Genomic DNA, 13,596 nt, shown 5'->3' on the forward strand with positions numbered 1-13,596 from the left:
AGTGCAGAGGAGAGTCAAACGCGCAAATGTTCGTAGATCGATTCGGCTGCCGCATCGTCCTTCGCGTTGCCTTCGTCGACGATCTCGCCTTGCTTGAGCACCGCGTAGCGGTCGGCGACCTTCAGCGCGAACGGCACGTTCTGTTCGATCAGCAAAAGCGTCGTGCCATGACGGCTGCGCTCCCATAACAGCGCATCGGCGAGCCGGTCGATCACCGAAGGTTGCAGACCCTCGGTGATTTCATCGAGCAGGATGATCGACGGGCGCATCATCAGCGCGCGCGCCACCAGCAGCATCTTCTGCTCGCCGCCCGACAGCGTGCCCGCGTACTGGCGCAAGCGGCTGCCGAACACCGGAAAGATCGGCTCGATCTCGGCGAAGCGCTCGTCGAACACGGAGACGTTCACGAGCCCGAGCCGCAGGTTGTCGCGGATGCTGAGATCCTGAAACAGCGCATGTTCCTGTGGCGCGTAGGCAATGCCGGCCCGCGCGATGCGATGCGGCGGCAGCCGCGTGATGTCCTGTCCATGCACATGCACCGCGCCGCTTTGCTTCGGCAGATAACCCATGATCGTTTTGAGCAGCGTGGTCTTGCCCATGCCGTTCTTGCCGAGCAGCGCGACGGCTTCGCCATTCGCGACGCTGAGCGACAGCTTGCGCAGCACGACCGACGCCTTGTATCCGCTTGTCACGTCCTTCAGGTTCAACGCGATCTGGCTCACGACGCCTCCCGTTGTGTCGCTGCGCCGTCGGCTGCATCGCCTTGCGCGGTGCCGGCATAGATGGTCCTGACGAGTTCCGAGTTGACCACTTCGTCGAAATTGCCTTGCATCACGATGCGCCCCTGATGCAGCACCACGATACGCGTGGCGATGCCCGCGACGAAATCCAGGTCGTGCTCGACCAGCAGGCAACACAGCTTGTACCGGTGAGCGAGCGTCGCAAGCACGTTGCCGATCTGCGTGCGCTCGGTTTTCGTGAGGCCCGCGGTCGGCTCGTCCAGCAGCACGATGCGCGGTTCGAGCGCGAGCACCATCGCGAGTTCGAGCGCCTGCTGTTCGCCGTGCGAGAGATCTTTCGCGACGGCGCCGAGCTTGCGTTCGAGGTTCGTCGCGCGAATCACTTCGAGCGCATACGGCGGCAACGCGAGCGTGGCCGAGCGCCGCACGAGCGACGGCCGCTCGATCAGCGTGCCCGCAATGCGCAGACATTGCGCGACGGTCAGCGTTTCGAAGATGTTGGCGTTCTGAAACTTGCGGCCGAGGCCAAAGCGCACGCAACGGTCGGGCGGCAATTGCCGGATATCGTTGCCGCACAACATGACCGTGCCGGCCGAGCGTTCCGCGCCGTCGCTCATGCAGCGCATCAGCGTCGTTTTGCCCGCGCCGTTCGGACCGATGAGGCCGACGAGTTCACCCGCCTGCGCGTCGAGGTCGATGCCTTGCAGCACCTTCAGACTGCCGAAATGACGCGCGACGCCGCTCATGCGCAGCGCGGGCGCGGCGGCATGAAGCGCGTCGCCGTCGCGCACCGGCCGCTCGATCAGCTCCGGTTCGCGCGTCTCGCCCGCGAGATGGCGCAGCGGCTTGACGAGCAGCGGCACGAGACCTTGCGGCAACAACACGATCACCGCGACGAACGCGGCGCCCAAGATCAGTTGCCACGCGAACGGCATGATGCCGCTCAGATACGACGTGCCCACGTTGATCAGCAGCGCGCCGATCACCGGACCCCACAACGTGCCGCGTCCGCCGAGCGCGACCCAGATGATCAGTTGCGTGCCGAGCACGAAGCCGGTCAGTTCGGGCGCGACCACGCCGCTGAACGAGCCATAGCCGAAACCGGCGAGTCCCGCGACCGCAGCAGTGGCGACGAGCAGCCCGATCTTCACGAGCGACGTGTTGATGCCGAGATACAGGCAGCGCGATTCGTTGTCGCGAATCGCCGCGAGCACGCGCCCGCCGTCGCTGCGCACGAAGACCCACGCGAGTCCCACGACGACCGCGAGCGCCGCGCCTGCGATCCAGTACCACGCTTCGAGCGAGAGATCGAAGGTCTGATAGCCGGTCAGCCCCGAGCTCGATCCGGTCCACTCGCCGCCGGACAGCAGCAACTGGCTGAGCACGATGGGCAGCACGAGCGACATGACCGTCGCGAAGAACGGCGAAGCGCCGCGATAGAACGACAGCCAGCCGAGCAGGGCGGCGACGCCGGCCGTCACGGCAAGCGTGGCCGCGAGCGCGAGCAGCACGTATGCCGTCGAAAAGCCGCCATGCGTGAACACCAGACCGGCTGCATACGCGCCGAGTCCGAAGAAGGCCGACTGGCCGAACGTCAGATAGCCGGTGTAGCCCCACAAAATATCGACCGTCACCGCGACGATCGAGAAGAAGAACGCCTGAATCAGCACGTTCAGCAGATACGAGCCGAACAGGAACGGTCCCGCTGCGATCAACAGAATGCCGAGCACGCCGATCATCGCAAGACCGCGCAACGATTTTTGCTGCGTGCTGACACGCTTGCTGCCCGGCGACGAGTCGCGCCCGGCATGATCCAGCGACGCGTTGACTTTAGCCATGAGAGAACCCCCGCGGACGGATGCGCAGTGTGAGCGCGGCCAGCACGGCGATGGTCAGCCCGCCGAGCACCGGGCTCACGAAGGTGCTGACGAGCACCTGGCAGGCGCCGAATACGAAGCAGGTGACGAGCAGGCTCAGCATCGAATGGCCCGACACCATCACGAGCATGAAGGCACTGACGAGCCACGGCAGACCCATGTCGGGATCGACGCTCGATAACGGCGTGATCAGCACGCCGGCGAGCGAACCGAAGGCCGCGCCGAGGCTGAACGTGATAAAGCGGATACGTCCCGAGTGAATGCCGAGCCCGCGCGCGAGGTCTTCGTTCATGATGACCGCGCGTGTTTTCACGCCGAAGCGCGTGCCGGTCAGCAGCGCGGTCATGATCGCGCAGATGCCGAGCGCAACCGGAATCAGCACGAGGCGGTAGGCGGAATAGTCGGTGCCCGCAATCGACACCACGCCCTTGAGCGGCGTTTCGACGAACTGCACTTCACGGCCGAACACCATTACGATGATTTGCCCGATCACGATGCCGAGGCCCCACGTCGCGAGAATCGCATCGAGCGGACGCTTGTACAACGGCCGCACGATAATCAGCTCGACCAGCATGCCGACCACGATGCCGACGACGATCGCAAGCGGCACGCCGAGCCACGGGTTGAGCTTCAATTGCGTGACGACGAAGCTCGCGTATGCGCCCATCGTCAGCAATGCGCCGTGCGCGAAATTGACGATCTTCATCACGCCGAAGATCACCATCAGGCCGGCCGTCACGATGAACAGCACGGCGGTGGTGGTGAGAATGTCTAATGCGAGAACCATGGTTGTCTCCAGTCGCATCCGCACGGCGAGCCGCGCGCTCAGGCGGATGCCTTATTGCCGGTAGCGCCTACTTGATGTTCGGGCACTGCGCGCCCGGATCGACGTCCGGGAAAGTCTGCAGGATCTTCACCGAGCCGTCCGACTGGATCTGGCCGAGACGCATCGCGAGCGGCGTATGCCGGCTCTTGACCATTTCGATCTGACCGCGCGGTCCATCGAACGATACCTGATCGAGCGTCTTGATGACCTTGCCCGGATCGGCGGAACCGGCTTTTTCGACCGCGGCCTTGTAGAGGAAAAACGCCTCGTACTGCGGCTCGGAGAGTTCGTTCGGCGTCTTCATGTCCTTGCCGAAGCGCTTGTCCATCGACGCGAGAAACTTCTTGTTCGCCGAGGTATCGATACTCGTCAGATACGAGCCCGACATGTAGATGCCGGTCGCCACGTCGCCCATGCTTTTCGCGGTGCCTTCGTCGATCGCGAGATTGCCGTACGGCAGCGTGAGGCCCGAGCCCTTCAACTGTTTCGCGAGCGCGACGTTGGGCGCGCCGCCCGCAGTCGCGCTGATCAGCGCGTCGGGGTGCGCCGCGCGGATCTTCGAAAGGATCGGCGTCCAGTCGGTGCCGTCGGTCGGCAGATATTCCTCGCCGACCACCTTGCCGCCGTGCGCCTCGATGTACTTGCGCGTGAACTGCAGCATGCCGCGGCCAAACGCGTAGTCGTTGCCGACCAGATAGAACGTCTTCGCGCTCTTGGCTTTCGCGAAGTAGTCGACCACCGGCGCGACCTGCTGCTCGGGCACCCAGCCGTTCACATACATCCACGGATTGCACGAGCGCCCTTCATAGAACGACGTGTAGATGAACGGCTTCTTGCCGCGCGCGACGATCGGCAGCGCGGCATTGCGCGCGGCGCTGGTTTCCATCGAGATGATCGCGTCGACGTTCTTCTGGAAGACGAGCGTGTCGTACGCCTTCTGCGCGCCGACCGCGCCGGATGCGTCGTCGGCGATCTCGAGTTGCACGGGCCGGCCGAGAATGCCGCCGGTTGCGTTGATTTCATCGACGGCGAGTTGCGACGCCTGCACCACCGCGGGCGCGACCACGCTGTTCGCGCCGGACAGTCCGACCGCGACGCCGATGCGGATCGGCTCCGCGGCGAACACGTTCGCGCAGGTTCCCGCGCTGGCCATTGCCGCGACCGCGGCAACCAGGAAGAGTTTAGTGAACGGTCTCATGATGTCCTTCGCAGTGGTGGTGAGTAGAGTAGGGGAGTTGCACGAATACGGCATGCTTCATGTCTGGAAAGAAGGCCAGCGCGCGCCCAGCATCGGGTCGTACACGTCCGCGCGGCGATCGCGCAAGACGTGATTGAAAGCGTTCAGCGTGCGCGCGGCGCGAGTGCGTTTGACGTCGATCGTCGCGTACAGAACTTCTTCGCGATCGATGCTCGCGGGCCCCGCGAGCGGCCAGCCGTCGCCGCCCACGATCAGGCTCTGACCGATGAACAGTTGCCCACGCTCGGTGCCGATGCGGTTCGCGCACGCGATCGCCATGCCGTTGCTGTGCGCGGCGGCCATCGTGAGTGTCGCCGCCATCGCCGAGCGGTCGTCGGGCTGCGAGGGCATCGGCACCCAGTTGGTCGGCACGCATACGATGTCCGCGCCTTGCATCGCCGCGAGCCGGTAAGTCTCCGGAAACCAGCCGTCGTAGCAAATTGCAATCGCAATGCGCCCGAGCGGTGTGCCGAACACGGGCACGCCGCGATCGCCCGGCTCGAAGAAACGGTTTTCGTTATTCCACAGATGCAGCTTGCGATAAATGCCGATGTGGCCGGAAGGACCGGTGAAGAGCGCCGAGTTATAAAGACGCTTGCCGGCGCGTTCGGCGATGCCGGTGACGATATGAACGCCGAGGCGCTGCGCGGTCTCGGCGAAGAGCTGGGGCGTCTCGCCATCGGGCAAGCCTTCGGCAAGCGAGAACGCCTCGTCGCGGTCCGCGAACACGTAACCGGTCGTCGCCAGCTCGGGCAATACGACGAGCGATGCGCCGTTACCCGCGGCGGTTTCGACATGCCGGATCAGCCGCGCCACGTTGGCGCGCTTCGCACCGATGTGCGGCTCCATCTGCACGCACGCGATGACGAGTTCCTCTGAGCCGGGCTTTGCGAGGTCGTAGTGCGACATTGCTGTTTTCGTCTCCCAAAACAAAAAGCCCCCTGACCAGCGTTGAAAACGCAAGGTTAGGGGGCTGCATAGCCTTCCATGTGTAGCACGGCAACGTTGCCGTGTGCCGCCACAAGATTCATGGCGACAGACTGGGAACGAATTTATGAAATCAAATTTCCCATGTCAAGCACTTAGGACGGTTATAGGGAAAGCACTTGTTTTGCTGCTTGCCGGTCGCCGTTTGCCATGCCGGCTTTACAGCAACTCCTGGTAGTACGGCGAATTCGGCGGCAGTGTCCCGCCCTGACGCCGCACGAACTGCTGCACGCCATGAGTCGCCGACGCCAGCGCGCCGCTCGCGAAGCCGCCCTCGAACGTCAGTTCCTCGCCGATCGCGATTGCACCGTCGCTCATGCGCAGCAGCGCGGCATACAGCGTGCGCGTGTTGTCGAGCTGGTCCGGTCCGTCCATCTTGAACGCGCCCCACTGATGACGCTCCAGGCCCCAGTGCGTGTACGCGATGCCCTCGCGGCTCTGCTCGACGACGTCGGCGAGATCCGCGAGCTTCTTATGCGACGGATTCTCCGGATCGCGCGAGGCCACGTTTCGAAGCGTCTGGATGAATAGGTCCATCTGCTCGCGGCCCGTCATGCCGGCGACTTTCGTCGAGTTGTCGCCGAGCGTATAGCTCGGATAGACCACGGCGCCGCCGTCGCGGGCAGGCACCACGTACGACTGCTGAAATAGTTCGTCTGCCTGAACATTGCCCGGCAGTTGGCGGTCTTCCAGCAGATCCGCGGCGATCTTCACGGCCATCTTAGTGGCGGGCACCACGCGAGCGTCCTTGACGGCAGCGGCGAAATCGTCCGGCAGCAGCGGCTCGGAACCTTCCTGCGGACCCGTGAGGCCAAGACGCACGGCCTCGCGCGGACCGCCGGCAAAAAAAAGTTCGTCGTACTCGGCGGTTTTCGTTTCCTTGCTCGTCTTGTCGAGCCACGTCACCTGGTACTTTCCGTCCACTTTCTTGATGCTCGTAACTTCGGCGTTGAGCTGGATCGCGTTCTGCTCGGCAAGCGAAACGGCTCCTTCGGGCAGATCGTCGCTATCTTCGATCACCTTGTAGAGCGGGGCATCCGCGCCGTCGACGAGCGCGACGTGATCCTCCAGACGCTCGTCCGCGAGAAAACGGAATTCCTCCAGAAAGCCCGTGCTGAAATAGCCCGAATAGCCGCCGACACCGATGCCCGTCGCGCCGAACGTGCGCCATTCGTCCTTGTTCCAGGTGATGCCTTTTTCCTTCAGCAGCTCTTTGAGGCCGGACTGGAACGTGTGGCTGTCGAATTTCTGCTTGGCGTCGTCGCACAGCTCGCGAAAGCGCGCGGTATCGCCTGCGTCGCGGGCTTCGCGGATAGGCGCGAGCAGCGGCTCGGTCATCGAACGCATGACGTCTTCCGCGACCTTGCGCATCGTCGCGTTCTCCGGCGCCTCGCCGGGCTGCGCTTCATACACTTTGCCGCCGATAAGATACGACGTCTGCACCGAACTCGAATTCGGAAACGGCACATGCTCCAGGCCGTAATGTTCGGCGAGGCTCCAGTAGAAGTTGCCGCGCGTCGTGTGAAAGCGCATGCCGCCCGGATGATAGGGCGTGGGGTCGTCTTCCCAGCGTCCCGACGCAATCCGTCCGCCGATGTGATCCGCCTGTTCGAGCACGACCGGCTTCACGCCGATGCGGTTCAACGCGTCCGCCGCCATGATGCCGGCCGGGCCCGCACCGACCACGCAGACCTTGAGGTTCTCCGCGACGCCTTCGGGCAGCGTCCCCACCTGGCGGTTGTTGTCCCACCAGAAACCGGTGTAGTCGTACATGTGATCGAGCGGCATGGTCATGCGCAGATCGGTGAAGCGGTCCTTCAGCAGCGCTTTGAGATCCGCGTCGTCGCCTGCGGCTTGCATCGGCATGTCGAGCTTCTGGCGCGCCTCCGGCGTGCACGAATTGAGCAGCCGCGCGGCGGTTTCGGGCTTCATGAAGACGGCCGTATGCTCGAGCCAGTCGCGAACCGGCGTGCGCGGCAGATCGTTCGAAGCCTGGCGCGCCGTATCGCCGAGAAGGTCCGCTTGCCGCGTGCCGAGCGCTTCGAGCACGTCGCCTTGCTCGGCTTCGCAGAGCGCGTGCCATTGCAGCGTCGTCTCTAAGTGCAGTTGCTCGCGCTTAGGTCCTTCCTCCATGCTGGCGAGCAGCGTCAGATTTTTACTGACCGCGGGGCCAAGCTTGTTGCGATCGCGCGGCCAGTCGCCCACCGGCTCCTTGAAATAACGTCCGACCGTCTGCGGCGTCAGCCGCGGCAGCGCGCGTCCGAGCATCGAAAGCGAGCCATCGCGAGCGAGCGCGCCGCAGTTCTCCGGCGTCAGATAGTCGCGCATGGAGATCCTGGCGGGCCATTCCTTGCTCCGCGCCGGCGCGGCTGTGTCAGTCTTCGATGCCGGCAGCGCCTGGCGCGGGCGTGCCGACGGCGCGGGCTCGCCGGAACCTTCGGGGCCTCGCGCTCTGGCAGTCGGAAGGCTGGGCGAGAGCGGTTGCGGTGTAGCCGACGGCGTGGCCGGCTCCTCGGCGGGAATTCCGCCGGGCGGCGGCAGGTGCGGGTTGTGGCCGGATGCGGAGGAACCTGGTTCGATCTGAGGCATGTCGTATTTCCCTGGTTAAGTTGTCTCTATGTCGTGACCGCGTGAACCGGATCGCTGTGCAGCGAGTGCGAGTGCTAGTGCGGGCACGGGCCGCCGGCGGCGTGCAATGGATGAAGGGCGAGCGGCAATGCATGCAGTGCGTCGAGGCGATAGAGCCGGTCAGCCGGATTCGGCGGCCGATGAGCGGTCGGCTTGCTGATCGCTTGCTAGTCGTCTGGTGCCTGCTTACTGCCGCTCATCGCGCGTCTGCGAGCACTTGGCAGCCGCACACACGCCGGCGACGGCAGCGTCGCTGCGCGAACGTTGATGCCGCTAGGAAAGGTACTATCGCGCGCGCCGTCCGCCCGCAGCGAAGCGAATCGCGTGACGGAGAAACGAACAGGGAAGGGAGAGTTGTCAGCGCTTGCAATGCGGGGCGATGCGCCAGAACGTATTAGTCATTCCGACGATGAGCGCATTAAACGCAACGCCAAAGGCTTGCGTGATCCAGGCCGCGACAAGATCAGCGTGGCGTTTCAGAGTGTCGGACTATTGCCGCGTCAGACGATGTTCGACACTACGGCATATGCGCTGAGTTGCAGGGCGAGAGTGAGCCGCAGGTCTATGCGACGAATCGCCCATAGGCCATATCCGCGATACACGCTCACGCTTTTTGCGTTTCACCCGGCAGCGCGAAATCGAACTGCGCGGCGAGCGCGATGCCATACGCGAAGAGGCGATGATCGCCGCCGAGCGCAGCCGTCGCCCGGGCTGCCGAGGTCAGCAACAGATTGCACGCGGCTCGCATCTTGTCGCTGGCGCCAAGGCGATCTTTCGGACCCGACAACGTCAACGCGCCCGCGAGTTCGCTGTTCGGCCCGAAGACCGGAACCGAAACGGCGGCCGTGTCGGGGTCGCGCTCGCCGTAGGACAACGCCCACAATCTTTCGCGCACCGCATCGTGAGTGGCTCGCGACGGCTTCGAAAATGCGATGAGTATTTTTCCCGACGCGCCGCGATCGATCGGAAAGCGCTCGCCTTCACGAATCGACACGCGCACCGAACGCGGCGGCTCGACGCGATGCAAGACCACGCGATATTCGCCTTGCCTGACGTAGAACGACGACGTCTCGCCCGAATCGTCCGAAAGCTGCCGCAATACCGGCTCGATCACCTCGCGGATGTGAAACGACTCCTGAAATATTTGGGCGAGCCGAAGCGGCTCGGGGCCGATCGAATAGTTACCGTCAAGCCTTCGGATAAAGCCGCCGCGTTCGAGCGAGCTCAGTAATCGAAGAATCGTGCTTTTGTAGAAGCCCGTTCGCCGGGCAATTTCGGCGAGCGAAAGCGCGCGTTCGCCCGGCTGGAACACGCCGAGAATGGCGAAGGCCCGGTCTAGTGCTGCTACGCCACCTTTGTCTGCATCGTCCGCTTGCATCTGGAATACCGTTCTGTTGTGCAGACCATCGTAGGGGCTCGCCGAAGATGCGTCAACTTTCGTCGGGCGTAACCCATACAAGGGTAAACACTGTCCACGTCGTTCTGCATAGAAGAACGTTATTCTATAAAACGGACACGGCGAACGGGTTTACCCGCTTGATGCGCAATCACCGCGCTCCTATAGTTTTGTTTAACAGAACACCATTCTGTATAGCAGAACGATAAGGAGCATCTCTTGAATACGTCTCTCCCTTTACCGGTGATGATCAGTGAAGTCGGTCCGCGCGACGGCCTTCAGAGCATCCGAACCGTCATGCCCACCGACGCGAAGCTGCGCTGGATCTCCGCGCTCGCCGCAGCCGGGCTCAAGGAAATCGAAGTCGGCTCGTTCGTGCCCGCGAAGTTGCTGCCGCAAATGGCCGACATCCGCGAGGTCGTCGCGCACGCGCTGACGATCCCAGGACTGAACGTCGCGGTCCTCGCGCCGAACCTGCGCGGATGTCAGGCGGCATTCGAATCGGGCGTCCATAAAGTGACGTTGCCGGTGTCGGTGACGAACGAGCACTCGCTGGCCAACATCCGCAAGACGACCGATCAGATGATCGAAGAGGTCCGGCAGATCGTCGCGTTGCGAGACGCTGAATTTCCCGGCATTGCAATCGAAGCCGGTGTGTCGGTTGCGTTTGGCTGCACGATTGCCGGCGCGGTCAGCGACGACGAGACGATCCGCATGTGCGCCGCGATGGCGGCGTGCGGCGTCGATGAAATCGGCCTGTCCGACACCAGCGGCTATGCGAATCCGGCCCAGGTTCGACGCCTGTTTCGCCGCCTGCAAACCGAGTTCGGCAGCAAGGCGGGCGGCGCGCATTTTCACAACACGCGCGGCCAGGGTCTCGCCAATGTGGTCGCGGCACTCGAAGTGGGCGTCACGACCATCGACTCCAGTCAGGCAGGTCTGGGCGGATGCCCCTATGCGCCAGGCGCGACCGGCAACATCGTCACCGAAGACCTCGCGTTCCTCCTCGAAGCGATGGGATACGACACCGGCATCGACATCGATGCGCTCGTTGCCGCGCGCTCGATCCTGGCCGACGCGCTCCCCGGCGAAGCCTTGTACGGACACGTGCAGGACGCCGGCTTGCCCAAGGGATTCACCTACGCGGACGGCCGCGGCCCAAGCGCCGTCCAGCCGGAAGCCTGCCTCAAAGGAGCCGCGCAATGAGCGATGCCCAGAACAACCCGTCGCTGCCCTATAGCGGCGTGCGCGTGGTCGAGATGACCCACATGGTGATGGGGCCGACGTGCGGCATGGTGCTCGCGGACCTGGGTGCGGAAGTCATCAAGGTCGAGCCGATCGCCGGCGACAGCACGCGCGCGCTCCGCGGTTCGGGTGCGGGCTTCTTCGGCACCTTCAACCGCAACAAGAAAAGCATTGCCGTCGACGTCAAAGATCCGCGCGGGCTCGAAATCGTGCACAAGCTGCTGGGCGGCGCGGACATCTTCAGCGAGAACTTCAAGAGCGGAACGATGGACAAGCTCGGGCTCGGCTACGCCGCGCTGTCGAAGCTGAACCCGCGCCTCATCTACGTTTCGCACAAGGGCTTTTTGCCGGGGCCTTACGACCATCGCACGGCACTGGACGAAGTCGTGCAGATGATGGGCGGCCTCGCGTACATGACCGGGCCCGAAGGCCGGCCGCTGCGCGCCGGCACGAGCGTGAACGACATCATGGGCGGCATGTTCGGCGCCATCGGCGCGATGGCCGCGCTCGCGCAGCGCGAACGCACAGGGCAGGGTCAGGAAGTGCAGAGTGCGCTCTTCGAGAACAACGTGTTTCTCGTCGCGCAGCACATGATGCAGTTCGCGGTGACCGGCAAAGCCGCCGCGCCGATGCCGAATCGCCTGTCCGCGTGGGCCGTGTACGACGTGTTCTCCGTGAAGGATGGCGAACAGATTTTCCTCGCCGTGGTATCGGACACGCAGTGGGCGCTTTTCTGCGATGCGTTCGGTCTGCACGAGCTCAAAGCGGACGAACGGATCGCGACCAACAACCAGCGGGTTCAGGCGCGCGACTGGTTGTTGCCCCGGCTGCGCACGCACATGGAGGCGTTCAGCGCGGCGGAAATCAGCCGGATTTTCGACCGGATCGGCTTGCCTTATGCGCCGATCACGAAGCCCCAGGACCTGTTCGACGATCCGCATCTTCTCGCGACCGGCGGACTCGCCGACGTGACCTTGCCGCCCGACGCAAGCGGTGCGGGACAGCCGGTTACCACGCGAACGGCGTTGTTGCCGCTGACGCTTGCCGGCGAGCGGCTGCGCCTGCGCGCCGCGCCGCCAGCGCTTGGACAGAACACGCAGGCGCTGCTGTCGGAGCTTGGCTATACGGCTGAGCACGTCAGGCAATTGACCGAGGCCGGCGTTGTCCGCTGTCAGGAATGGGAGGCCGGCGATCGCATCAGCCCATCTGCAAACGAGCTTGCCAGTGCCTGAAGCGGTTAGTGGTGAAAGCCGCAAAAGCCGCAACCGCAAAAGTTAAAACCGCCAACGCATCAAACCGCCCGGCCGCGCCCATTCTCGCAGCGGACCGGCGAAGTCATGGAGACGACGATGACCTCAATTTCCCCCGGCATGGCTGCCGGCAGGGTGAACGACAGTTCGCTCGAACAGCAGGCGGTGCGCAAGGCGGCGTGGCGCTTTATTCCGCTGCTCGCGCTCGCGTACTTCTTCAATTACCTCGACCGTACGAGCGTCGGCTTCGCCGCTCTGACGATGAACAAGGAACTCGGGCTCACGGCGACGCAGTTCGGCTGGGGCGCCGGCATCATGTTCGCGGGATATTGCATCTTCGAAGTCCCGAGCAACCTCGCGCTCTATCGCTTCGGCGCGCGACGCTGGCTCGCGCGGATCATGATCACGTGGGGCTTGATGGCCGCGGCGACCTCGGCCGCGGTCGGGCCCAACAGCTTCTACGCGATCCGGCTGCTGCTCGGCATTGGCGAAGCGGGCTTCTTTCCCGGCGTGATCTTTTTTCTGGCTGTGTGGTTTCCCGCTCAATACCGCACTCGCGTGCTCGCGTGGTTTACCGTGTCGACGCCGCTGTCGTCGCTGATCGGCGCGCCGCTGTCGACCTGGCTTCTGCAACTGGATGGCGTGCTGGGTCTGGCCGGTTGGCGCTGGATGTTCATCATCGAAGGATTGCCCGCGTGTGTGCTCGGCTTCCTCGTGCTTAAGATGCTCGCGGATCGGCCGGCCGACGCCAAATGGTTGTCGCCGATAGAACGCGAAGCGCTGCAGGGTGCGTTCGATCGTGAAGCATCGTCGGGACGCAAGGAAAAGCACTTCGGCGCGGCGCTGAAGGACGTGCGCGTCTACATCCTCGCGATGATCTCGTTCGGCTTCACGATGGGCTCGTACGGCATCGGCATCTGGTTGCCGCAGATGCTCAAGGGACACGGCATGAGCGTGACGCAGACCGGCTGGCTCTCCGCGGTGCCTTACTTCTTCGCGACGATCGCGCTGCTGTGGTGGGCGAAACGCGTCGATCGGCGGGGCGGAGCGATTGCGAATCTCGCGGCGGGCCTCTTGATCGGCGCGGTGGCGCTCGGCGTATCGACGCACTTTCACCAACTCGGCCCGGCGCTGCTCGGCGTGACGCTCGCGCTCATCGGCACGATTGCCGGACGAACCATTTTCTACACACTGCCGGCCCGCTTTCTGTCGGGACAGGCAGCCGCGGGCGGCCTTGCGCTGATCAATTCGATCGGCGCATTGGGCGGCTTCGCCGGCCCGTATCTCGTCGGCTATCTGAAGGACAGTTTCGGCACGTTCACGGCGGGGATGATGGGACTTGCCATCGTGCTCGGCATCACGACGCTGCTGACGCTGTCGCTCTACGCATTCAATCGCGACCAATAAAAA

General features: G+C 63.9%; 10 protein-coding genes. 3 read left to right on the forward strand and 7 right to left on the reverse strand.

Annotation, left to right across the window (positions count from 1 at the left end; translation table 11 throughout):
* Positions 1-14: 14 nt before the first annotated feature.
* The 7 genes from CUJ91_RS23675 to CUJ91_RS23705 all read right to left on the reverse strand — a co-directional run bounded on the left by CUJ91_RS23675 (position 15) and on the right by CUJ91_RS23705 (position 9,673).
* Complete coding sequence (locus CUJ91_RS23675; protein ID WP_029970678.1) at positions 15-722, reverse strand: branched-chain amino acid ABC transporter ATP-binding protein; 708 nt, start codon at positions 720-722, stop codon at positions 15-17.
* Positions 719-2,578 carry an ABC transporter permease subunit gene (locus CUJ91_RS23680; RefSeq protein WP_114157295.1) on the reverse strand — a complete coding sequence of 620 codons (1,860 nt, stop codon included), beginning with the start codon at positions 2,576-2,578 and terminating at the stop codon, positions 719-721. The genes CUJ91_RS23675 and CUJ91_RS23680 overlap by 4 nt, the downstream gene beginning before the upstream one ends.
* Entirely contained in the window at positions 2,571-3,404 is an 834-nt protein-coding gene (locus CUJ91_RS23685) for a branched-chain amino acid ABC transporter permease (RefSeq protein WP_006047146.1), read from the reverse strand. The genes CUJ91_RS23680 and CUJ91_RS23685 overlap by 8 nt, the downstream gene beginning before the upstream one ends.
* Positions 3,405-3,471: 67 nt before the next feature.
* Positions 3,472-4,641 (reverse strand): substrate-binding protein, encoded by a 1,170-nt coding sequence (locus CUJ91_RS23690; RefSeq protein WP_114157296.1) that lies wholly within the window; start codon positions 4,639-4,641, stop codon positions 3,472-3,474.
* A 57-nt stretch (positions 4,642-4,698) separates the two neighbouring features.
* Entirely contained in the window at positions 4,699-5,589 is an 891-nt protein-coding gene (locus CUJ91_RS23695; protein ID WP_114157297.1) for a nitrilase family protein, read from the reverse strand.
* A 237-nt stretch (positions 5,590-5,826) separates the two neighbouring features.
* Entirely contained in the window at positions 5,827-8,256 is a 2,430-nt protein-coding gene (locus tag CUJ91_RS23700) for a flavin monoamine oxidase family protein (protein WP_114157298.1), read from the reverse strand.
* Between the two features lie 643 nt (positions 8,257-8,899).
* Positions 8,900-9,673 carry an IclR family transcriptional regulator gene (locus CUJ91_RS23705; protein WP_006047150.1) on the reverse strand — a complete coding sequence of 258 codons (774 nt, stop codon included), beginning with the start codon at positions 9,671-9,673 and terminating at the stop codon, positions 8,900-8,902.
* Positions 9,674-9,910: 237 nt separating this feature from the next.
* On the opposite strand from CUJ91_RS23705, the gene CUJ91_RS23710 reads away from it, so the two are divergent.
* The 3 genes from CUJ91_RS23710 (at position 9,911) to CUJ91_RS23720 (ending at position 13,593) form a co-directional block, all read left to right on the forward strand.
* The gene (locus tag CUJ91_RS23710) at positions 9,911-10,897 is read left to right on the forward strand and encodes a hydroxymethylglutaryl-CoA lyase (RefSeq protein ID WP_006047151.1); all 987 of its coding nucleotides are present in this window, start codon (positions 9,911-9,913) and stop codon (positions 10,895-10,897) included.
* Positions 10,894-12,168 carry a CaiB/BaiF CoA transferase family protein gene (locus tag CUJ91_RS23715; protein ID WP_114157299.1) on the forward strand — a complete coding sequence of 425 codons (1,275 nt, stop codon included), beginning with the start codon at positions 10,894-10,896 and terminating at the stop codon, positions 12,166-12,168. The genes CUJ91_RS23710 and CUJ91_RS23715 overlap by 4 nt, the downstream gene beginning before the upstream one ends.
* A 117-nt stretch (positions 12,169-12,285) precedes the next feature.
* Positions 12,286-13,593: an MFS transporter gene (locus tag CUJ91_RS23720; protein WP_114157300.1), complete on the forward strand. Its 1,308-nt coding sequence runs from the start codon at positions 12,286-12,288 to the stop codon at positions 13,591-13,593.
* Positions 13,594-13,596 lie beyond the last annotated feature (3 nt).

It is taken from the genome of Paraburkholderia graminis, assembly GCF_003330785.1.
GTDB lineage: Bacteria > Pseudomonadota > Gammaproteobacteria > Burkholderiales > Burkholderiaceae > Paraburkholderia > Paraburkholderia graminis.